The organism is Ruegeria sp. YTSC106, from assembly GCF_059609765.1.
Genome location: NZ_JBXWMI010000002.1, coordinates 1 through 22029 on the forward strand (window position 1 = coordinate 1; position 22029 = coordinate 22029).

The 22029-nt window shown below is 55.6% G+C and carries 24 protein-coding genes and 1 tRNA gene; 16 read left to right on the forward strand and 9 right to left on the reverse strand.

What is annotated here, in order from left to right; genetic code table 11:
• From AC2FEB_RS02175 to AC2FEB_RS02200, 6 genes are all read right to left on the reverse strand, one after another.
• A partial coding sequence (locus tag AC2FEB_RS02175) for a hypothetical protein (protein WP_496883825.1) occupies positions 1 to 377 on the reverse strand: 377 nt, incomplete at its 3' end.
• A gap of 463 nt (positions 378 to 840) precedes the next feature.
• A complete protein-coding gene (typA, locus tag AC2FEB_RS02180; protein WP_496673366.1) occupies positions 841 to 2658 on the reverse strand; it encodes a translational GTPase TypA in 1818 nt (605 codons plus the stop codon).
• Between the two features lie 76 nt (positions 2659 to 2734).
• The gene (locus AC2FEB_RS02185) at positions 2735 to 3070 is read right to left on the reverse strand and encodes a DMT family transporter (protein WP_496673363.1); all 336 of its coding nucleotides are present in this window, start codon (positions 3068 to 3070) and stop codon (positions 2735 to 2737) included.
• 375 nt (positions 3071 to 3445) lie between these two features.
• Entirely contained in the window at positions 3446 to 4609 is a 1164-nt protein-coding gene (locus AC2FEB_RS02190) for an HD domain-containing protein (RefSeq protein ID WP_496673360.1), read from the reverse strand.
• On the reverse strand, positions 4606 to 4851 hold the full coding sequence (locus AC2FEB_RS02195; RefSeq protein WP_117868922.1) for a hypothetical protein: 246 nt from the start codon (positions 4849 to 4851) through the stop codon (positions 4606 to 4608). Before AC2FEB_RS02195 ends, AC2FEB_RS02190 begins: the two co-directional genes overlap by 4 nt.
• Entirely contained in the window at positions 4851 to 5504 is a 654-nt protein-coding gene (locus tag AC2FEB_RS02200) for an alpha/beta hydrolase (protein ID WP_117872752.1), read from the reverse strand. The genes AC2FEB_RS02195 and AC2FEB_RS02200 overlap by 1 nt, the downstream gene beginning before the upstream one ends.
• Before the next feature lie 181 nt (positions 5505 to 5685).
• On the opposite strand from AC2FEB_RS02200, the gene iscR reads away from it, so the two are divergent.
• From iscR to AC2FEB_RS02250, 10 genes are all read left to right on the forward strand, one after another.
• On the forward strand, positions 5686 to 6144 hold the full coding sequence (gene iscR / locus AC2FEB_RS02205; RefSeq protein ID WP_117868923.1) for a Fe-S cluster assembly transcriptional regulator IscR: 459 nt from the start codon (positions 5686 to 5688) through the stop codon (positions 6142 to 6144).
• Positions 6145 to 6194: 50 nt separating this feature from the next.
• A complete protein-coding gene (locus AC2FEB_RS02210; RefSeq protein ID WP_496673356.1) occupies positions 6195 to 7238 on the forward strand; it encodes a cysteine desulfurase family protein in 1044 nt (347 codons plus the stop codon).
• Positions 7239 to 7256: 18 nt separating this feature from the next.
• Positions 7257 to 8777 (forward strand): Fe-S cluster assembly protein SufB, encoded by a 1521-nt coding sequence (sufB, locus tag AC2FEB_RS02215; RefSeq protein ID WP_117868925.1) that lies wholly within the window; start codon positions 7257 to 7259, stop codon positions 8775 to 8777.
• The gene (locus AC2FEB_RS02220) at positions 8777 to 8980 is read left to right on the forward strand and encodes a hypothetical protein (RefSeq protein WP_496673353.1); all 204 of its coding nucleotides are present in this window, start codon (positions 8777 to 8779) and stop codon (positions 8978 to 8980) included. The genes sufB and AC2FEB_RS02220 overlap by 1 nt, the downstream gene beginning before the upstream one ends.
• Positions 8981 to 9029: 49 nt before the next feature.
• A complete protein-coding gene (gene sufC, locus AC2FEB_RS02225; protein WP_117868927.1) occupies positions 9030 to 9785 on the forward strand; it encodes a Fe-S cluster assembly ATPase SufC in 756 nt (251 codons plus the stop codon).
• A complete protein-coding gene (locus AC2FEB_RS02230; RefSeq protein WP_496673350.1) occupies positions 9785 to 11065 on the forward strand; it encodes a SufB/SufD family protein in 1281 nt (426 codons plus the stop codon). The genes sufC and AC2FEB_RS02230 overlap by 1 nt, the downstream gene beginning before the upstream one ends.
• Complete coding sequence (locus AC2FEB_RS02235; RefSeq protein WP_496673347.1) at positions 11065 to 11550, forward strand: YIP1 family protein; 486 nt, start codon at positions 11065 to 11067, stop codon at positions 11548 to 11550. Before AC2FEB_RS02230 ends, AC2FEB_RS02235 begins: the two co-directional genes overlap by 1 nt.
• Positions 11551 to 11576: 26 nt before the next feature.
• Positions 11577 to 12104 (forward strand): Yip1 family protein, encoded by a 528-nt coding sequence (locus tag AC2FEB_RS02240; RefSeq protein WP_496761318.1) that lies wholly within the window; start codon positions 11577 to 11579, stop codon positions 12102 to 12104.
• Positions 12105 to 12117: 13 nt separating this feature from the next.
• Entirely contained in the window at positions 12118 to 13338 is a 1221-nt protein-coding gene (locus tag AC2FEB_RS02245; protein ID WP_496673341.1) for a cysteine desulfurase, read from the forward strand.
• 77 nt (positions 13339 to 13415) lie between these two features.
• Positions 13416 to 13492 (forward strand) — tRNA-Arg (locus AC2FEB_RS02250).
• Between the two features lie 326 nt (positions 13493 to 13818).
• Here AC2FEB_RS02250 and AC2FEB_RS02255 read toward each other — a convergent pair.
• Entirely contained in the window at positions 13819 to 14718 is a 900-nt protein-coding gene (locus AC2FEB_RS02255) for a LysR family transcriptional regulator (protein ID WP_496673336.1), read from the reverse strand.
• A 102-nt stretch (positions 14719 to 14820) separates the two neighbouring features.
• On the opposite strand from AC2FEB_RS02255, the gene AC2FEB_RS02260 reads away from it, so the two are divergent.
• On the forward strand, positions 14821 to 16017 hold the full coding sequence (locus AC2FEB_RS02260; RefSeq protein ID WP_496673334.1) for an NADH:flavin oxidoreductase/NADH oxidase family protein: 1197 nt from the start codon (positions 14821 to 14823) through the stop codon (positions 16015 to 16017).
• Positions 16018 to 16123: 106 nt separating this feature from the next.
• Here the strand turns inward: AC2FEB_RS02260 and AC2FEB_RS02265 are convergent, their stop codons facing one another.
• Positions 16124 to 16357, reverse strand: coding sequence for a hypothetical protein (locus tag AC2FEB_RS02265; protein ID WP_496673332.1), 234 nt, complete (start codon positions 16355 to 16357; stop codon positions 16124 to 16126).
• A gap of 98 nt (positions 16358 to 16455) precedes the next feature.
• Here AC2FEB_RS02265 and AC2FEB_RS02270 point away from each other — a divergent pair, with 98 nt between their 5' ends.
• A complete protein-coding gene (locus tag AC2FEB_RS02270) occupies positions 16456 to 16785 on the forward strand; it encodes a hypothetical protein (RefSeq protein ID WP_496673329.1) in 330 nt (109 codons plus the stop codon).
• Between the two features lie 63 nt (positions 16786 to 16848).
• On the opposite strand, the gene mepK is transcribed toward AC2FEB_RS02270, so the two are convergent.
• On the reverse strand, positions 16849 to 17418 hold the full coding sequence (mepK, locus tag AC2FEB_RS02275) for a peptidoglycan L,D-endopeptidase MepK (RefSeq protein WP_117868936.1): 570 nt from the start codon (positions 17416 to 17418) through the stop codon (positions 16849 to 16851).
• A gap of 350 nt (positions 17419 to 17768) precedes the next feature.
• On the opposite strand from mepK, the gene AC2FEB_RS02280 reads away from it, so the two are divergent.
• Genes AC2FEB_RS02280 through AC2FEB_RS02295 form a run of 4 tightly spaced genes read left to right on the forward strand, consistent with a single transcriptional unit; the run spans position 17769 to position 22010 of the window.
• On the forward strand, positions 17769 to 19376 hold the full coding sequence (locus AC2FEB_RS02280) for a L,D-transpeptidase family protein (protein ID WP_496673325.1): 1608 nt from the start codon (positions 17769 to 17771) through the stop codon (positions 19374 to 19376).
• Positions 19377 to 19410: 34 nt separating this feature from the next.
• Positions 19411 to 20502: a UDP-3-O-(3-hydroxymyristoyl)glucosamine N-acyltransferase gene (gene lpxD / locus AC2FEB_RS02285; protein WP_299897169.1), complete on the forward strand. Its 1092-nt coding sequence runs from the start codon at positions 19411 to 19413 to the stop codon at positions 20500 to 20502.
• A 32-nt stretch (positions 20503 to 20534) separates the two neighbouring features.
• A complete protein-coding gene (locus tag AC2FEB_RS02290) occupies positions 20535 to 20792 on the forward strand; it encodes an acyl carrier protein (protein ID WP_152458003.1) in 258 nt (85 codons plus the stop codon).
• Between the two features lie 9 nt (positions 20793 to 20801).
• Positions 20802 to 22010 (forward strand): beta-ketoacyl-[acyl-carrier-protein] synthase family protein, encoded by a 1209-nt coding sequence (locus AC2FEB_RS02295; protein WP_117868940.1) that lies wholly within the window; start codon positions 20802 to 20804, stop codon positions 22008 to 22010.
• Positions 22011 to 22029: the final 19 nt, after the last annotated feature.

The following is a 22029-nucleotide window of genomic DNA, read 5'->3' on the forward strand; positions in this document are numbered from 1 at the left end:
CCTTCACCTTCGCCGCCGCCTTCACCTTCGCCGCCGCCTTCACCTTCGCCGCCGCCTTCACCTTCGCCGCCGCCTTCGCCACCGCCGCCGCCTTCGCCGCCGCCTTCGTTTTCACCACCAGTGCCGCCACCTTCACCGCCAGTGCCACCGCCTCCAGCGCCAGTGGTGCCAGCTCCACCGCCTGAACCGCCGCCACCACCGAAAGCGGGGCTGCTGTCGGCAGTCTCATCAGACGGACCATCACCGGACCGCTGATCACTTGCGCCGATCGATGCTGTCGGAAAATCAGAAAGCAAGTCTGCAAGTGGCGTACATTCAGCTCCGACACGCGCAAGAATTTGATCGAAATCGTGCCGGCGCTGAATGTATCGGATCATACCCGATGTTACAGCGTCGCACTCACATAGAACCTGCGCGGACGCAGCGGATTGTCTGGCCGTTTGAATCGTACACATCCCGGCTGCGAATGCTTCGCCAGTGGGCGAAAACAAAAAAGTAGTGGCTACAAAAAAAAGCGGGATACTGCTTGATTGGACACCCATTTGAAACTCCTCGAAACTCGATATTCAACTACGTGTTCATATGAACCACCGATGCGCCGGTGTTTATGAACCACGTCACACAACTGGCATATTTTCACCTTAAATGGGTCTCAATCACAATATGTGGAATGGGTGAGTGGCAAAATCTTAATGCAACTTAAAGCAGAAAGAATACTCTTTTCAAAAGAAAACCGGGCGTATTGCCCGGTTGTCCATTTTTCATCTTTTGTCCGTTTGGACGCAAAAATGCCACACTGAGGCAATTGTTTCTGATTGCGACGGCGGGTTGCCCGAATGATCAGGCCGACTTGGCCATCCGCTTACGCTCGTGAGGGTCAAGATAACGCTTGCGCAAACGCACCGCATTCGGGGTGACTTCGACCAGTTCATCGTCGTCGATATAGGCAATTGCCTCTTCCAAAGAGAACTGGATATGAGGCGTCAGGCGAACGGCGTCGTCTGAACCGCTGGCGCGTACGTTGGTCAGTTTCTTGCCTTTCAGCGGGTTCACTTCCAGATCATTATCGCGAGAATGCTCGCCAATCACCATGCCTTGATAGACATCCGTTTGGGGACCGACAAACATCCGGCCACGCTCTTCCAGGTTCCAAAGGGCGTAAGCGACGGCCTGACCGTTCTCCATCGAAATCAGAACGCCCGCCCGACGCCCCGGGATCTGACCTTTGTGCGGAGCCCAGTCGTGGAACACGCGGTTCAATACGCCCGTACCGCGCGTGTCGGTCAGGAACTCGCCGTGATAGCCGATCAGGCCGCGGGACGGTACGTGGGCAATGATGCGGGTCTTGCCTGCACCTGCGGGGCGCATTTCGACCAACTCACCTTTGCGTGCGCCGGTGATCTTTTCGATCACCGAGCCGGAGTATTCATCATCCACGTCGATGGTGACTTCCTCAATGGGTTCCAGACGTTGCCCGTTTTCTTCGCGGAACAAAACCTGCGGACGCGAGATGCTGAGTTCGAAACCCTCACGGCGCATGTTCTCGATCAGAACACCCATCTGCAATTCGCCTCGGCCTGCGACCTCGAATGCCTCGCCGCCGGGCGTGTCGGTGATGCGGATCGCGACATTCGATTCGGCTTCTTTCATCAGGCGATCACGGATAACGCGTGACTGAACCTTCTTGCCATCCCGACCGGCCAACGGAGAATCGTTGATCCCAAAAGTAACGGTAATCGTCGGCGGGTCGATGGGTTGTGCAGGCAGGGCTTCTTCGACCTGCGGAGCAACAAGGGAATCTGCCACTGTGGCTTTGCTCATGCCAGCGATGGTGACGATGTCACCGGCTTCTGCCACGTCGATGGGCTGCTGTGCCAGTCCGCGGAATGCAAGTATTTTCGACGCGCGGAAGTTTTCGATCACCGTTCCATCGCGGCTGAGCGCCTTGAGGTTGTCGCCTGCCTTAAGAGTGCCGCTTTCCACACGACCTGTCAGAATGCGGCCGATGAACGGATCGCTGCCCAAAGTTGTGGCCAGCATCCGGAACGGCTCGTCCTTGTGCTCGACCTGCTTGGGGGCAGGGACGTGATCGACGATCAGGTCAAACAGGGCGCTCAGGTCCTTGCGGGGGCCGTCCAACTCCATGTCTGCCCAGCCCGAACGGCCCGAGGCGTACATCGCCGGAAAGTCCAGCTGGTCGTCATCGGCACCGAGGTTTGCGAACAGGTCAAAGCATTCGTCCAGTGCGCGGTCAGGTTCCGCGTCCGGTTTGTCGACCTTGTTCAGAACCACGATTGGGCGAAGACCCAGCGCCAGGGCCTTGGAGGTCACGAACTTGGTCTGCGGCATCGGGCCTTCTGCGGCGTCAACCAGTAGGACAACTCCGTCGACCATGCTGAGAATGCGTTCCACTTCACCGCCGAAATCGGCGTGGCCGGGTGTGTCGACAATGTTGATGCGGGTGTCTTTCCACTCGACCGAAGTTGCCTTGGCCAGAATGGTGATACCACGTTCGCGTTCAAGATCGTTGCTGTCCATGGCGCGTTCCGCCACGGACTGGTTTTCCCGGAACGCGCCGGATTGTTTGAGCAGCTCATCCACCAGGGTCGTCTTGCCGTGGTCAACGTGAGCGATGATTGCGATATTGCGCAGGTCCATGAGAGGTCAGCCTTTGAACGGGAAGTTGCCGCGCGCATAGCGCGGCGCGACAAAATATACCAGCCCTAACCGTGGATCAGTGACCAGCAGTCTTGGAAAAGAGGTGAATGATCAGGATTCCCGCCAATATCATGGTAAGGCCAAGTACCGCCGGCCAATCCAGTCTTTGACCGAAAACGATGAAACCGATCACGGCGATCAGAAAAATTCCCAGACCTGACCAGATCGCGTAGACAATGCCAACAGGCATGAATTTCAGCGTCAACGCCATGAAGTAGAAAGCGACTCCGTACCCCACGACCACAAGGACGGACGGCCAAAACCGCGTGAATTGTTGACTGGCCTGCAACGCGGTGGTGCCAATGGTTTCCGCAATAACGGCTAGCATCAGATACAGATACGCTTGGGGCATTTGAATCCTCAAATGGGGAAGACACATCGCGTTGAGCATGAAATTGAAGGTCTGAGCAAGGTAAATTTCCATCTCAACCAGGTAGAACGTCAGCCGAGGTCAGGTATACCTTACTGTTCTGAAAATCGAATTAGTGTAATGCTCTCAACATATTTTATCTTTTGTTAATGAGTATTGAGTGATGACGACATTTTCGAAATCCGTCATATTTGCTTCGGGTCTGATTGTGGTGATTGGGTGGCTTGCTGACGGGGGGTCCGTCGAAGTTGAAGCAGCCAACATGGTTCAACAGTTTGATGGTAGTAGTGTTTTTTAGCGCCGCGTAGAACTAAGCAGGGAAAAAGGAGCCTTCCGGCTCCTTTTTTCCTTTGTTGTCTAGTGATGAAAAGCCTCGCCGCTTTGGAAATACGCAGCCAGTTGCGGTTGCAGCCAATCCCAAAGCCGAGGAGACCCCGCTGCAATTGCAGGCTGAACTCGCGCCTCAAGCTGAGCATATGTTACCTTGTAATCGACCCATGACCCGCCACCGGTTTCCAGATTGGCGATAGGTGTCTGAAAACGGTCGACGGCTTTGGCGAACTTGGCGTCTGGGCTGTCTGCAGCTTCAAACTCTTGCCACAGCGTGGTGAAGCCCTTGCATTGAGTGTCAGGCAACAGACCAAACAACCGCTTGGCCGCCGCTTGTTCCTTGGCAGCTTGCGCCGCGTGATCGACCTGCCCGTGGATCGGATTATCGCCGGCGTCGATTTCGACGATATCGTGCAGCAACAGCATCTGAATCACCCGATCAACACTGATCTTCTGAGGCGCGCTTTCGGACAGGACCCAGGCGTAGAGCATGATGTGCCACGAGTGTTCCGCCGAGTTTTCAAAACGATCACCCGCCATCAGCCGCGAGGCGCGGAGAACGGATTTTAGCTGATCGGCTTCAGTCAGAAACGGCAACCGGGTCGTAAACGCATTGGCGCGCGTATCTGTGCCGGCCAGCAGGTTGATGGCATGCTCGTAGGCCAACGGAAAAACCTGTGCCAGATAGGCTGCACGGCCGCCTTCGAGATTTGAACGCGCTATGTCCACGTGGTCCGGATTGGGGTTAGGGGCACACAGAACCTGAAACAGTGGCTGACACCGGTCCAGTATCTTGGCAAACCGGGCGTCGGGGGACTGATCCTCCTCAAATTCACGCCAGAAAGCGTGGAGCGCATCAGCCTGATCCTTTGGTAAAAGTCCAAACAGCTCCAAAGCTGCGGCTTGCTCAGCCTTGGCAACCGAAGCCCAATCGGTTTCAAGATGAATTGGGTGGTCGCCAACAACGATCTCAACCAGATCATGTAGCAAAAGCATACGGATGACTCGATCAATCGAGACATCCGACCCTGCCAACGGGGCCATGACCAGGGCCCACAAGGCCAGATGCCAGCTGTGCTCCGCGGAATTCTCGGGTCTCGACTGGTCAAGCAGAACATTTGCCCGCTCGACCATTTTCAGTTCGTCAGCCCGTTTCAGAAATGCGACTTGCGCCGACAAACGGTTGGTCATTGTTTTTCGATGGCCTTCAGTTTTGCGCGATGCGCGGACAGGCGTTTGATCACAAACTGCCTGGCCTTCCGTTCAGCCAAACGAACACGAATTTCCGTCAGAAACGCTTCTTCCAGAGACTGAGATGCTGCCCCGAGCACTTCACCAACTTCGACAAAAAATCTGTCTTCGCCTGTCTCATCCATAACCTTCATCGTATCTTCGGCCAGTTTGGCCGCAAGAGATGTGATGGTGTCGGACATTAGCGGGTGTTCTCGGTCAGGCGCCGTTTCACATAGTCACTGACCTCGGTGATCATCGTGTCCATGTGTCGATCCTGAAAAAAGTGATCGGCCCCTTCCACCTCGGTGTGGGTGATGGTGATTCCCTTTTGCTCGTGCAGCTTGTTCACCAGCGAGGTTGTGTCAGCCGGAGGCGCCACCCTGTCAGCCGTGCCGTTGATGATCAGGCCGGAAGACGGGCAGGGGGCAAGGAACGAAAAGTCGTACATGTTTGCAGGGGGCGATACACTGATGAATCCCGTGATTTCAGGGCGGCGCATCAGCAGTTGCATACCGATCCAGGCACCGAACGAGAAACCTGCAACCCAGCAGTGCTTCGAATTGTTGTTCATCGATTGCAGGTAATCTAGCGCCGAGGCTGCATCGCTCAGCTCACCCACGCCCTGATCATATTCGCCCTGACTGCGACCGACACCGCGGAAGTTAAAGCGCAACACGGTGAAGCCCATGTTGTAAAAGGCGTAGTGCAGATTATAGACCACCTTGTTGTTCATAGTCCCGCCGAATTGAGGATGCGGGTGAAGCACGATGGCGATCGGTGCGTCTTTTTCCTTTTGCGGGTGGTAGCGGCCTTCCAGGCGGCCTTCGGGTCCGGGAAAAATCACCTCGGGCATGTGTGCTTTGGTCCTGTCTTTTTCGTACAGATGCCCGGATAAACTTGACGATAATCGTCGGACACCTTAGAACGGTTCTAATTACATTGCATGGCGTTTTTTTTCGCTGCCAATCGGAGATACGCACTGGCAGCGTCGGCGTCAATGATTTCGCGCAAATCCTGCTGAGAGGAGACATGGAATGAAGCTGTCGACCAAGGGGCGTTACGCAATGGTCGCTCTGGCGGATATTGCGCTTCATCCGACAGAAAGCTTGGTGACGCTTGGGGAAATCTCCGAGAGGCAGGACATCTCGTTACCGTATCTCGAGCAGCTCTTTGTCAAACTGCGTCGGGCGGACTTGGTGTCTTCCGTTCGCGGGCCCGGTGGTGGGTACCGACTGGCTCGCCCTGCGTCTGAAATTCGCGTTGTCGAGATTCTGGCGGCCGTAGACGAAACCGTTGATGCCCTGCAAAAAGGGGCAGGAGCGTCCGGAGCTTCATCCGGCAGTCGCGCGCAATCGTTGACCAATCGGCTTTGGGAAAGTCTCAGCGCACATGTCTATGTGTTCCTGCATCAAACCCGCTTGTCGGATGTGATCAAGAACGACCTCGCCCCGTGCCCGGCCGTGCCGAGCCTGTTTTCTGTTGTAGATGAATGATCTGAACAGGCGAGGTAAGAAATGAAGTCTGTCGGCAAAAAGATGTATCTATGAAACGTGTTTATCTGGATCACAACGCAACAACGCCGCTGCGTCCAGAAGCGAGGGACGCGATGATTGCAGCCATGGATGTCTGTGGCAACCCCTCGTCGGTTCATGCGGAAGGTCGTGCCGCCAAAGCTCTGATCGAACGTGCTCGGGCTCAGGTTGCATCGGCCTTTGGGGCGGATGGAGCGGATATTGTTTTTACATCTGGTTCAACCGAAGGTGCGGCGCTGACATTGTCGAGGCGCCAATTGCACGGCGCAGCGATTGAGCATGACGCGGTAAGAGCCTGGATCAAAGAGGATCTTTCGGTTTCTGAGTTCGGAGACGTGCAGGTGGGCGCACCTGAAATATCGACATTGCAACTGGCAAACTCAGAGACAGGGATTGTTCAAACACTGCCGTCCGGTCTGGCCGTGACAGACGCCACACAGGCTTTTGGCAAGCTGCCCGTCGCGTTCAACTGGATGAGTGCGCAGATGGCCTTGGTTTCCGCCCATAAGCTGGGCGGCCCAAAGGGTGTCGGTGCCGTTGTGATGAAGCGAGGAACAGATCTGGCGGCGCAGATCAAGGGGGGCGGCCAGGAAATGGGCCGCAGATCAGGGACCGAAAATGTCATTGGTATCGTGGGGTTCGGCGCGGCAGCTGAAGCTGCTGCACGGGATCTGGCCAATGGCGTTTGGGAGCAGGTCGAAGAATTTAGAAATATTCTAGAAAACGCTCTTGAGGCCGCTGTAAAATCACCTATTTTTGTCGGGAAAGGGCGGCGACGCCTGCCGAACACCCTGTGTTTTGCTGCGCCCGGTTGGAAGGGTGAAACCCAGGTCATGCAGATGGACCTGTCGGGTTTTGCCGTCAGTGCGGGCTCTGCCTGTTCCAGTGGCAAAGTTCGTGCCAGCGCGGTGCTTACCGCAATGGGTTTTGACGAGGAGACAGCCAGCAGCGCAATCCGCGTGTCGCTGGGACCTCGGACAACGGAAGAAGATGTGCTGCGTTTCGCCGAGACGTGGCTTGAGAAAGAGAAAAAGCATCGCGCGCGAGCTGCGTGATCTGACGGAGGGTAAGTCATGGCCGCTTTGGACCAGACCCAGGTTAAAGAAGGTGTCGATCAGGAAACCGTTGATGCGGTGCGCGAGGCCGGAACCTACAAATACGGCTGGGACACTGACATTGAGATGGAGTACGCGCCGAAAGGTGTGAACCCGGACATCGTCCGTCTGATCTCGGAAAAGAATGAAGAACCGGAATGGATGACCGAATGGCGTCTGGCCGCGTTTGAACGCTGGACCAAAATGGAAGAACCAAACTGGGCCATGGTCACCTATCCCAAAATCGATTTTCAGAACCAGTATTACTATGCCCGTCCGAAATCGATGGAAGAGAAGCCAAAATCCTTGGATGAGGTCGACCCCAAGCTGTTGGCCACATACGAAAAGCTGGGTATCCCGCTGAAAGAACAGATGATTTTGGCCGGTGTCGAAGGTGCTGAAGACGCCCCGGCTGAGGGCCGCAAGGTTGCTGTCGACGCGGTGTTTGATTCCGTTTCGGTTGGCACGACCTTTCAGGCCGAACTGAAAAAGGCCGGCGTGATCTTCTGTTCGATTTCAGAAGCGATCAAGGAACATCCTGAACTGGTCAAGAAGTATCTGGGCACTGTAGTTCCGGTGTCGGACAATTTTTATGCGACACTGAACTCGGCCGTGTTTTCGGATGGGTCATTCGTATACATCCCGCCAGGTGTTCGTTGTCCGATGGAGCTGAGCACATATTTCCGTATCAACGCGGAAAACACAGGCCAGTTCGAACGCACGCTGATCATCGCTGACAAAGGCTCTTACGTCTCCTATCTGGAAGGCTGTACCGCACCTCAGCGCGACACCGCTCAGTTGCATGCAGCCGTGGTTGAAATCATTCTGGAAGAAGACGCCGAGGTAAAATACTCGACCGTTCAGAATTGGTTCCCCGGGGATGAGAACGGCAAGGGCGGCATCTACAACTTCGTGACCAAACGTGCCGACTGCCGTGGCGATCGATCCAAGGTGATGTGGACGCAGGTCGAAACGGGTTCGGCCGTGACATGGAAATACCCGTCGTGCATTCTGCGGGGCGAAGAAAGCCAAGGAGAGTTTTACTCGATCGCAATTGCCAACAATTACCAGCAGGCAGATACCGGCACCAAGATGGTTCATCTGGGCAAGAATACCAAGTCGCGCATCGTGTCCAAGGGCATCAGCGCGGGCAAGGCACAGAACACGTATCGCGGTCTGGTTTCGATGCATCCGAAAGCCAAGGACAGCCGGAACTATACCCAATGCGACAGCTTGCTTATTGGCGACAAATGCGGGGCACATACGGTTCCGTATATCGAGGTCAAGAATAACTCATCGCGGGTTGAGCATGAGGCGACGACATCCAAGGTGGATGACGATCAGCTGTTCTACTGTCGTCAGCGCGGCATGGACGAAGAAGAGGCCGTGGCCTTGGTGGTCAACGGGTTCTGCAAAGACGTTTTGCAAGCACTGCCGATGGAGTTCGCCATGGAAGCGCAGCAACTTGTGGCAATCTCGCTGGAAGGGTCGGTCGGCTGATGACGCGGGCGTCACGAAACAGCATCCGGAAAGAAGACGTGCTGACCTGGCTGGGGTACGCATTGCCGGTTCTTGGCGGTCTGCTTGGCATGGCTTACGTCAACATCAACCACATGGAATTCATCAACCCGGTTTGGGCGGTTGGCGGAGGGGCGATCCTGGGCTGGATCGCCGCGAGGTTGATCCGCAAGTTTCTGGGATAAGAAGGTTTCGGGGCCAGAGTGCCCCTTGCGATACGCAAAAGGATAAAAAATGCTGGAAATCAAGAATCTGCACGTAAAGCTTGAAGAAGAAGACAAGCAGATCTTAAAGGGTGTGGACCTGACGGTTGAGGCCGGCAAGGTACACGCAATAATGGGGCCGAACGGGTCAGGCAAGTCAACACTCAGCTACGTGCTGTCGGGTCGCGACGGGTACGAAGTGACCGAGGGTTCTGCCACGCTGGACGGTAATGACCTACTGGAGATGGAACCGGAAGAACGTGCTGCGGCCGGCGTTTTCCTTGCGTTCCAGTACCCAGTCGAAATTCCGGGCGTGGGAAACATGACGTTCCTGCGCACCGCTGTGAATGCGCAACGCAAGGCGCGCGGTGAGGACGAACTGTCCGCTGCGGATTTCCTCAAGGAAGTGCGTGCCAAAGCCAAGACGCTGAAGATCGACGCGGATATGCTCAAGCGTCCGGTCAATGTTGGTTTCTCGGGTGGTGAGAAAAAGCGCAATGAAATCCTGCAGATGGCAATGCTGGAACCCAAGATGTGCATCATGGACGAAACCGACTCGGGTCTGGATGTGGACGCGATGAAACTCGTCGCTGAAGGCGTGAATGCGTTGCGCGATGAAAGTCGTGGGTTCCTGGTCATTACGCATTATCAGCGCCTGCTGGATCACATCAAACCTGACGTTGTTCACATCATGGCCGATGGCCGCATTGTCAAAACCGGTGGCCCCGATCTGGCGCTTGAGGTTGAAAACAACGGTTATGCCGACATTCTTGCCGAGGTGAACTGATGGCCTTGCCCGAAGTCAAACAATCCGCAACCGAGGCACGGCTGTCTGCTCTGACCATGCCTGACGCGGGATGTACCCGCGCCGCGCGCGAAGACGCGCTGGCCCGTGTTCTTGAAACCGGTCTGCCTGGGCGGCGTGACGAATACTGGAAGTACACTCAACCGGATACGCTGGTCTCACCAGACGCAACCCCGGCTGCGGTGTTTGCTGATGACGAGCCGTTGATGTTCAGCGAACTCGACCGGCTGAACATCGTCTTTGTGGATGGTGAATTCAGTGCCGAAGAGTCGGACGACCTATCGCTGGAAGGCGTGACCATTGATCGACTTGAGGACATCTGCTGCAAGGACATTCATTGGGCGAAAGACCTGTATGGCGTACTTGAAACGCGCGGTCAGTCCCCGGTCCAGCGCCCCTTGGCAGCACTGAATACGGCCTTTGCATCAGATGGCGTGGCGATTCACGTAACTGGCAAACCGCCCAAACCGATCAACCTGATCTATCGTCATGCGTCGCCGACCTCTGATGCGATCCTGCACCATGTCGTTCGCGTGGAAAGCGACGCCGAGGCGACCATTCTGGAAACCGGCCCGGCGGCGTCACGCTTCAATAAATGCATGGAGATCGACATTGCTGACAAGGGCACGCTGCACCATGTGCGCGCGCAGGGCAGGGATCATGAGCGTCGCGCTGCGACCCATTTATTTACCCGACTGGGCACGGAGTCGGTCTACAAGTCCTTCACACTGACTGTGAATGGCGTGCTGACCCGCAATGAGCAGATTGTCGAGCTGACCGGCGATGACGCCATTGCACATGTCGCAGGGGCATGCGTTGGTGATGGCGACTTCCACCATGATGACACGGTTTTCATCACCCATGACGCGGTGAATTGCGAAAGCCGCCAGGTTTTCAAGAAAGTGCTGCGCAACGGGGCGACCGGTGTGTTTCAGGGAAAGATCCTTGTGAAGGAAGGTGCCCAGAAGACTGACGGTTATCAGATCAGCCAATCGCTGCTTCTGGACGGTGACAGCCAGTTCCTCGCCAAGCCTGAACTTGAGATCTACGCCGATGATGTGGCGTGTTCGCACGGTTCAACCTCGGGTGCGATCGACGAAACCGCGCTGTTTTATCTGCGGTCCCGTGGTGTTCCGACCAAAGACGCGACCAACATGCTGACATTGGCTTTCCTGGCCGAAGCGGTGGATGAGATCGAAGACAGCGCTCTGGCGGAAGAGATCGTAAGCCGTCTGGAAGGGTGGCTGGCGCGTCGTAGTTGATGGCCGTTTCGTCAGACATACTGGCCACATACCGGGGGCCGGGGCGCGTGGTGCGTCGGCTTCTTGAAGTGGGTCAGCGGGAAGACAGGGCGCTGGTGTTTGTCATGGCCTTTTGCGTGGTGGCCTTTGTCGCGCAATTGCCCAGCCTTGCCCGAAAAGCGCACTTGGAAGGGCTTGAGCTAAATATGCTGATGGGCGGGGCCTTGCTGGGCACTGTCATCATCCTGCCGCTGTTCTTCTACGCGCTGGCTTTTGCATCTTTTGGAGCCGCCCGTTTGGTCGGAGGGCGCGGAACAGCTTACGGAGCCCGTCTTGCGTTGTTCTGGGCACTGCTGTCATCAACCCCTCTGGTTCTGTTGAATGGTCTGGTCGCCGGGTTCATCGGACCGGGGCCGGCATTGACTCTGGTCGGTTTGACCTGGCTCGGGGTGTTTTTCTGGTTCTGGCTGGCCGGTCTCAGACAAGCGCAAAGGCAAGCAGAATGAACGTTGTTAACCTTGCCGTTCAAACTGTGATCAATCCGGCCGTGGTCGCCCGGCAGTTGTTGGATATCCGCCTCGGGCGCGAGGTTCTTTGGTTGGCGTTTTTCCTGGCGGTTGTTCTGAGTTGCCTGGTGCAGGTTGGGAGGCTTCAGTTTCTGCCGCTCCAGGAGGGGGAACTGGCGCCAGTATCAGAGTCAGTCGGTCTTTACCTGATACGTTCGGCTGCCTTGTTGCTTGTCAGCATTCTTGCGTTTTTATTTGCAGGGCGCTTACTTGGCGGCGTCGCGACGTTTAGTGGCATCATGACACTGATAGTCTGGCTGCAATACCTTCAGATCGTTGCGATGCTCATCACTCTTGTTTTGGCGATGGTCCTTCCGTTCTTGATGCTGATGTTTTCTCTCGCAACGTTTGTTCTGAGCCTTTACGTCACGCTTCATTTCCTGAATGAAGCCCATAAATTCGGATCGCTCTGGAAAGCATTTGGGGTCATTTTGTTGGCCGGCGTGGTTGCCGTGCCCTTTGTACTCGCATTGATGCCCAACGCCCCGGTATAGGGAAAAGAAAACCATGTATGACGTAGAAAATATCCGTGCAGACTTTCCAATTCTGGCGCGTGAAGTGAACGGCAAGCCGCTGACCTATCTGGACAATGGGGCCTCGGCGCAAAAGCCTCAAATTGTCATCGATGCGGTGACACGGGCCTATGCCGAGGAATACTCGAACGTTCACCGCGGACTGCATTTCCTGTCGAATCTGGCAACCGAGAAGTACGAAGCCGTCCGCGGCATCATCGCCCGGTTCCTTGGGGCATCGAACGAGGATGAGATTGTTCTGAATTCAGGAACGACCGAAGGGATCAATCTTGTTGCATATGGCTGGGCCATGCCGCGCCTGGAAGCCGGGGATGAGATCGTTCTGAGCGTCATGGAGCATCACGCCAACATCGTGCCCTGGCATTTTCTGCGCGAGCGGCAGGGCGTCGTTCTGAAGTGGGTGGATGTCGACGCTGACGGTGGACTGGATCCCCAGGCGGTGATCGATGCAATCGGCCCGAAAACCAAACTTGTGGCCGTGACGCAATGTTCCAATGTGCTGGGAACTGTCGTGGATGTCAAAGCCATCACCGAAGGTGCGCATGCCAAGGGCGTTCCGGTTCTGGTTGATGGCAGTCAGGGCGCGGTGCATATGCCGGTGAGCGTTCAGGACATCGGTTGCGACTTTTACGCCATCACCGGCCACAAGCTGTATGGCCCGTCGGGGTCGGGTGCGATCTACATCAAGTCCGAACGCATGGCCGAGATGCGCCCCTTTGTCGGTGGCGGTGACATGATCAAAGAGGTCAGCAAGGATCAGGTGATCTACAACGATCCGCCTATGAAGTTCGAGGCCGGAACACCCGGCATTGTCCAAACTATCGGCCTGGGTGTTGCACTGGAGTACATGATGGATTTGGGAATGGACAACATTGCCGCCCATGAATCCGGCCTGCGGGACTATGCCATGCAGCGCCTGAACGGTCTAAACTGGCTTCAGGTTCAGGGCACGCGGCCAGACAAGGCAGCCATCTTCAGCTTTACGCTGGATGGGGCCGGCCATGCGCATGATGTATCCACCATTCTGGACAAAAAAGGTGTTGCCGTCCGCGCCGGTCATCACTGCGCAGGCCCGCTTATGGATCATCTGGGCGTCACGGCGACCTGTCGTGCCAGCTTCGGTCTGTATAACACGACGGATGAGGTCGATACGCTGATCGAAGCGCTTGAATTGGCGCATGATCTCTTCGCCTGATTTTGGTTTCAAAGAGGGTGCAACAATCACGATTTTCAGTTGCACCCGGATTGGAACAAGGTTAGCTAACGGCCAAGGCACCTGTAGCTCAGCTGGATAGAGCGCTGCCCTCCGAAGGCAGAGGCCAGAGGTTCGAATCCTCTCAGGTGCGCCAAAAATCAATCACATTTTTAAATGATCTCAGCAGAATAGCTGTGAGGGCGAGAAACTCATTTCAGCTCAGATTCCTTTGACTTCATTTTGGTTCCGTTCAACTTCGGTACCATCAGTTCGCCCGCAACTACTTGAGTTCGGACGGTTTTCAGGAACAAACGGGTGTGATTTCGGGGCCTTGTGGAGTTCCACGGCGTTTCTCCTCCTTTGAGTTGCTGTCAAAAGGGAGGTTTCAACGTCGACGAACCTTTAGGTTTCAGTGTTGTGCCTTCTTCCCATGTTTGAGAATGGTCGTGCACCCAACTCAGTGCACAAGTCTTTCCCTGTTCAATCGCGTCTCATCTCGTTGAACCGCTCTGCAAAGAAGTCAATCAAGGTGCGAATGCGTTGCGGTAGAAATGTCGTTTCAGGGCGCAGAAGGAACACACCACCACCAGCATCCGGACATGCGTATTCCTTCAGCAATGGAAGAAGGCGTCCCTTGTTGATATCGCTCGCGGTGAGGAACTCAGGCAGCCATGCAATGCCGCGCCCCGATATACACGCCGCATGGAGCGCTTCCAGGTTGTTGCATGAAAAGCCTGATCCAAGCCGCGCGTTTCCGCCCTGTGGCTGAGCAAATCCCCAATCTGAAAGCTGCCTTTCCTGCCCCAGACGCAGACATCTGTGGATCGTGAGATCCTCGGGCTTTCCGGGACTGCCGTGTTGTTCAATATAGGAAGGCGCCGCACACAGAATGCGTGGGTTGCTCATCAGCTTTCGTGAGACGAGCGACGAGTCCGGCAATATCCCTGTTCGGATTGAGAGATCAAAGCCTTCGCCGATCAGGTCGATGATCTTGTCCGTCAACAACAGCTCAACCTCGACCTCCGGGTGGTGTTCCATGAATTCGATCACAAGGGGCACTACAAACCGTCGCCCAAGCGCGGCTGAACTTGTCAGGCGTACCGTGCCGCGCAACGTGGAAGCATCATCTGAGATATCCTCTTCCAGTGCTGTCAGGCGGGCAATCAGGTCACGTGCTTCCTCTGCATATCTCCGACCTGCTTCAGTCAGAGTCATCCGTCGGGTCGAGCGGACCAGAAGCGGCACATTCAACCGCTGCTCCAGTTGGTGGACCCTCTTGCCAACGGCAGAAGGGGTGTATCCCAACGCTCTGGCTGCGGCAGAAAAGCTGCCATGATCAACAACAGCCAACAGGATTTCCAGCTCGGTCTTCTGTGACATCTGTTCCAAAAACGATCAAGATTTGATCCAGATTACCCGATTATCAATATAAGTCATCCAAACTATCTCAGATAAGGACAGAAAAGTCCGAGGAGACCTGCCTTGCACGCCACTTCGCCCCCAACTCTCTTCACACCGTTGGCCCTGCCGAACGGCCAAGTGCTGAAGAACCGGATCATCAAATCTGCGATGTCGGATTCGCTGGGGGATGGCCAGGGCAACCCGACGCCCACGCAAATTCGACTTTATGAACGTTGGGCAGAAGGCGGGCTGGCAGCGTCGATTGTCGGAGAGGTCCAAGGTGATCCGCGATACCCAGAAAAGCCCGGAAATCTGGTTCTGGATGACAACGCCAATATGGCGGCATTTCGTGAGCTAGCCCGACGAGGATCGGCAAACAACGCGCAGCTTTGGTTACAGCTTGGGCATGCCGGGGCACTGGCCCATCTGCCAATCAGTACCCCCAAGGGGCCAAGTGCGATGGAATTCCCTGACTTCCGCAGTGAAGCCATGCCACGTGCCGAAATCGCGACCGTTCCCGCGTGTTTTGCCAATACGGCGCGCCGTGCAGCGGATTTAGGATTTGGCGGTGTGCAAATTCATGCCGCACACGGGTTTCTTCTGAGCCAGTTCCTGTCCCCGCTCTTCAATCAACGAACAGATGCCTATGGTGGTTCGATACATGCACGGATGAGATTGCTCATCGAAACGGTCGAGGCTGTTCGTGCGGCGGTCCCGCCTGATTTTGTGGTTGCGGTAAAGCTGAACGCGACGGATCAGCTTGCCGGTGGTCTGACAGAACAAGATGCGCTCGTAGTCGTGGCCGCTCTTGAAGGGAAGGGGGCTGACCTTTTGGATATCAGCGGAGGCACCTATTTCCCCGGTGCTCCGCCGAGTTCGGAGCGCATGAGTCAGGGTCCTTACTTTGTCGAATTTACCCGCGCCGCACGTCAACTGACATCGGTCCCGCTTATGGCTACGGGAGGGTTCAAGCGCCGTGAAGAAGCTGAATCCGCGGTCCTTTCCGGGGACGTGGATGCAGTGGGTTTGGCCAGGGGTTTTGTCATTGATCCGTCCCTGCCAACCACGTGGCGGGCGGGAAAGAACGCTCCCGCCTTTCCTCGCTTTGCCACCTTGCCGCCAGGTGGGATGACCGCGTGGTTCACTATGCGCATGACGGACCTTGGGTCAGAGCAAGAGAAAATGACGGATAGGGATATTGCCCAGGCCATTGCTGAGTATGAAGAACGTGATGAACGGCGCGTTGCGCTCTGGAAGCAAAGAACACTGGGTCATTAGGTATTTCCTTTTGGTCTCGGGCTGCGCCATTAAAGCCGTATGTCTGTGAGTGGAGGATAGTGCTCTGGGGATTTCGGGGGCAAGGTCACAATCCCTTTCGCACCTGTCAGCAAAGCTCAAGGTGTTTGAGCGACTTAAGTTGTTGATATTGTTGTTCGGACACTTCGTCGAGGCACCTTCCACCAACAAGGTCATGTGGCGCGGGATTGCGATCCCAGTCCGCAAGCGTCACGATCAGGGCGATCGTTCTCTCTCCGCTCAGGTGCGCGATCTCCTTGGTCGCTTGAGCAACTCCAATTATCTTGCATGTCCTGTCTTGCACCATGCGCGGAACAATCATTGACGCTTATTCCTCGGCATAGACCTCTCTACCCGTGGTTTTTGATGTACACTTTCAGGACGAGGCTGGATCGCGTCCGCTTTAATGGAGGAAAGAACGTGCAAGTGATCTTTTCAAATAAGACGTTCATAATCAAAGTGCTGGTTTTAGCGCTTTTGGGCTGTTACTTTATTTCGGGTTTTTCAATCCTAAGCGTCATAAGTTGGCTTGTACTTGGAGTAATAATTGCACTGATCCTCGGCAGACTTACTGACGAGGATTGGGATAGTGATGATGACTCAGAAAGCGAAAAAATATCAGAATCCAATGCCAACTCTCATGTCGATGACGAGAAGACGCACGAGAGCAGCAGTTCGACTGCGGAAACAGCATCCAGCAGCGGATCCGGAGGCGGCGACGTTGGCGGAGGAGGCGACGCAGGTATGTAACTGGTATGACGGTCAACCAGTTACATATGTTGTCGGGTGCATTGAATTCATAAGGCTTGCGTCTTAACCACGCCAGGTGCGCACGACACCGCAGTCCATATGCACGAAATTGGATCCGTAGTATTGACCAACTCCGCCAGCCCTGCATGACATAGCGGCCTTTGCCATCTGCGAAACAGAACGGGACGCCAGGCGCAAGTCTGCTGCTTGTCCCTGCATATGAAGCGATTTCCGGGCAACACCGCGAGATCTGGAGCGGAGCATGGCGTTGGTCTGTGGAGAACGATAGCCCGACAGCAACATGTAAGGTTCACTGACATCCAGCAGGTTGTGTGATGCCGCCATGATATCAATCGCGCGTAAATCGATGGATTTTACCTGATCTGTACGCCAATCACGCATGAAGTGATGCACTTCTTTGACAGCGTCCTTGATATACTTACCATCGACCCAATAAATCATGTCCAACCGTTCGCCCGTGCGACCGGAATACATACGTATGCGACGAATATCGCCGCCACCGCGCAAAAAGCCTGCTGCATTGGAGTATGTGGGTGCTGCTGCAACTGCGGTTGCTGCAAACGCACCCAATAGGGCACGTCGGGTCAAGCCCGAGGAACTGCTCTTGGTCATTTTGGTCGTCCCGTACTGTTCCTGCCTGCACACGATGTTACGTGCACTGTCTTAATTTTTCCCATCCCAGATGCGAAATTTATGACACAATCGGATTCGGCGGCCAAGAAGTGTTTCACAGTTACCTTTTCAAGGGGGAATTTTCGGCAGCTTTTTGCGCAAATGTCACAGCTAGGCACAGAAATTTTGCAGCTGTGGACCCCGTGCCACCGGGCCGATGCAAACGCGCATCAGGCGAAAGCAGAAGCGATTTGGTAAGGAATTTGTGAATAGACAAGCCTTCGCAGTAAAATCCATAGTTGCTCGACGCACGTATCACCTACCCAAGCCATTGATTCCAAGGCCATCCAATGTTTTCTGTTTTCCGAACCAGTACCAGTATCCTGCTTGCCGCTTGTTTTGCGGCCACAGCCAGTGTGGCAAACACCACTTCTGAACCCGCGCCAAGCATGGCGTTTCAAATGGCGATAGCAGAACACACACCGCAGGCATCACAGATCGCTGAGTTCTATCGGACAAACGGGTTTTCGCCAATATGGGTGGGGGAAACCAATGAGCATATGCAACGCCGGGCTGCATTGATCCAGGCACTGTCAAATGCTCACCTGCACGGTCTGCCGCAGGCCGACGCAACAGTATCATCCTTGCTGCAGAAAATGGAAGGTGCACGCTCGACGCGCGACCTTGGGGAAGTTGAAGCGGAACTGAGTCGGGTTTTCGTGGAATTCGCCGACGCATTGTACTCAGGTGCTGTTCGGCCCGGCAGTGTCGACGACGGGCTTGTTCGGTCGGTGGATCGACTCAGCGCAGCCGAACATCTGAACGGACTAGACACACATGGCACCGCGTATATTGCGCAGCTGGCACCTCAGACGCGTCAATACCGGGCCCTGATGAAGCAAAAGCTCACGCTGCAAAACTTGATAGATCAGGGCGGTTGGGGGGCGACTGTACCCGTAAGCAAGTTGGAATACGGCGACACAGGACCCAATGTCGTGAAGCTTCGCAATCGGTTGGTGTCAATGGGCTATATGAAGCCCTCGGCCAGCCCGTCTTTCGACGCGGCGCTTCTGGAAGGCGTTAGAGCTTTTCAAACCGCGCATGGGTTAGAACCCGATGGCGTTGCAGGCAATGGTACGATTACCGAGGTGAACCGACCAGCTTCGGATCGGCTCAAGGCTGTATATGTTGCTCTGGAGCGGGAACGCTGGTTGCCTCGGGATCGCGGCGTACGTCATATTCTTGTCAACCAGACCGATTTTTCGGCAAAGATCGTAGACGACGGGCAAGTCACCTTTGAAACCCGTGCGGTGATCGGCAAAAACACACATGATCGCCGCAGCCCGGAGTTCTCGGATGTGATGGAGCATATGGTGATAAACCCCAGCTGGTATGTTCCACGCTCGATCATCACCAAGGAATATCTGCCCAAGCTGAAAGCGAATCCCAATGCGGTCGGTCATATTCAGATTACTGACCGCAGGGGGCGGCAGGTTAATCGCGGGGCTGTTGACTTCAATCAGTTCACTGCTCGGAGCTTTCCTTTTGCGATGCGTCAGCCACCCAGCAAAAGCAATGCTTTGGGGCTGGTCAAGTTCATGTTCCCCAATAAGCACAACATTTATCTGCATGATACGCCTCAGAAAAGTCTGTTTTCGCGTGAGGTGCGTGCGTTCTCGCACGGCTGCATCCGGCTGGCTCAGCCCTTCGAATTTGCCTATGCATTGCTGGCCAAACAGGAAGAGGATCCCAAGGCCTTCTTCCATCGCGTTCTGAACACTGGGAAGGAAACCAAGGTCGATTTGGAACAAAAAGTTCCGGTGCACTTGATTTATCGAACAGCCTATGTCGGACCAAAAGGCGACGTGCAGTATCGCCGTGATGTCTATGGCCGGGACAGCAAGACTTGGGAGGCCCTGCTAAAGGCAGGGGTGGCCCTGCCGGACATTCAGGGTTAAGCACAGGGCAAATCCTGCCAAAAGGAAGCCCGTGATGCAGTTTACCATTCAGCAAATCGCCGACGCTTTGGGTGCCGAGTGCCAAGGTGATGGTGGCCTGACGATCGTGCGGGCGGCCGAACCGGGCGATGCCGGACCAACCGATCTGGCGATGGCCATGTCCCCGAAATATGCCGAGGCGCTTTCGAACGGGGAAGCGCGCGCCGCCGTTCTCTGGGAAGGTGCGGACTGGCGGGCCATGGGTTTGCGAGCGGCCGTTTTCGTGAAACGTCCGCGCATGGCAATGGCCGGGATCACCGCGATGCTGGATCGCGGGCAAGGGGTTGAACCGGGCATTCACCCTTCCGCAGTGATCGATCCAACGGCTGAAATTGGATCAGATGTGGCGATTGGACCGCTGACTGTTGTTGGCGCGCGGGCTCGAATTGGTTCGGGTTCGATAATCGGGGCGCACTGCGTGGTGGGTATCGACGCCGTTCTGGGCGAACGGGCCTTTTTGCGCGAAATGGTCAGCATTGGCGCGCGCGCTCAAATCGGGGATCGGTTTATTGCGCAACCTGGAGCAAGGATTGGCGGTGACGGATTCAGTTTTGTGACACCCGAGGTCTCCGGCGCTGAGAACGCCCGCAAAACGTTGGGCGATCAGGGTGATGCAAAGGCCCAAAACTGGCTTCGCATCCACTCTTTGGGTGCGGTCGAGATCGGGGACGATGTGGAAGTTGGCTCCAATTGCACCGTCGACAATGGAACCATCCGCAACACGCGTATCGGCAACGGCTCCAAGCTGGATAATCTGGTCCATGTCGGGCACAACACCCGCATCGGGCAGGATTGTCTGTTGTGCGGTCAGACGGGCGTGTCCGGGTCGGTTGAGATCGGCAACAACGTCGTTCTGGGCGGGCAGACCGGAGTGGTCGACAATATTTTCATAGGGGATGGCGTCATCTCAGGTGGGGGCACAAAGATTCTGTCAAATGTTCCGGCCGGTCGTGTAATCATGGGGTATCCAGGCATCAAAATGGAGACTCATACAGATGTCTACAAGGCGCAGCGACGACTGCCCCGCATGGCACGCGACGTTGAGGCATTGAAAAAGGCTGTTTTCAAACAGACCCCAAGCGATTAAATCATCGTCAAACTGAAATTCAGGGGATCGACATGAGCATCAGCGACCGCGTCATCGCAATCATTGCAGAGCAGGCCGTGCTGGAGCCATCGGACGTGACGCCCGAAAGCACGCTGGAAGATCTGGGTATCGACAGCCTTGGTCTGGTCGAAAGCATCTTCGCGATCGAGGAAGAGTTCGACATCTCAATTCCTTTCAATGCCAACGAACCCGAAGCCAACGATTTTGATATCTCGAATGTTGCTGCGATCATTGCCGGGATCGAAAAGCTCGTGTCGGAAAAGGTCTGACAAACGCTCATGAAACGTGTTGTCATTACCGGCGCAGGTACGATCAATTCACTGGGCCATTCGGTTCCTGACACGCTGGAAGCCATGCGGGAAGGTCGCTGTGGGATCTCGGAACTGGAATTCCGGGACGTTGACCGGTTGGCCATCAAGATCGGCGGGCAGGTTCGTGACTTTGAGGCCGAAGGTCGGTTCAACCGTCAACAGATGTCGCTGTATGACCGGTTCACTCAGTTCACTCTGACCGCTGCCAAAGAGGCTATAGATCAGTCGGGCATCGAGTTTCACGGAGAGCTTGCTGCAAAGTCAGGTGTTGTCTTGGGGACTGCCGGTGGTGGTGTGTCGACCTGGGACGACAATTACCGATCGGTCTATGAGGATGGCAAGAACAGGGTACACCCTTTTGTTGTTCCCAAACTCATGAACAACGCGGCGGCCAGCCATGTTTCCATGGAACACAACCTCAAGGGTCCCAGCTTCACCGTGTCGACTGCCTGTGCATCTTCGAACCATGCCATGGCTCAGGCCTTTCAGATGGTCCGCAGCGGTATTGCACCGGTCATGGTCACAGGCGGGTCCGAATCCATGTTGTGTTTCGGTGGCGTCAAAGCCTGGGAAGGGCTGCGCGTGATGTCGAAGGATGCGTGCCGACCGTTCAGTGCCAACCGCAACGGGATGGTACAAGGGGAAGGGGCCGGTATCTTTGTTTTCGAGGAATACGAACACGCCCGTGCCCGGGGCGCCGAGATAATGTGCGAAGTCGTCGGTTTCGCTATGTCGTCAGACGCGGCCGATATCGTGATGCCCAGCAAACAAGGGGCTTCGCGGGCCATGTCAGGTGCCTTGGCCGATGCCAGCTTGAATGCCTGCGATGTCTGCTACATCAACGCGCATGGCACCGGAACGGCAGCGAATGACAAAACTGAGTGTGCCGCAGTGGCAGATGTATTTGGACCCCATGCCGACGATCTGATGATATCGTCGACCAAATCCATGCATGGCCATCTGATCGGAGGAACCGGTGCGGTGGAGCTGTTGGCCTGTATCATGGCGCTACGGGATGGTGTTATTGCACCCACCATCGGATACGAGGAACCCGATCCGGAATGCGCGCTTGATGTTGTGCCGAACGAAGCTCGGGAAGCCAAAGTTGACGTCGCACTCAGCAATGCGTTTGCCTTTGGCGGACTGAATGCGGTTTTAGCGCTGAAGCGGATTTAGTCCGCGCAGCGCCGCCGCA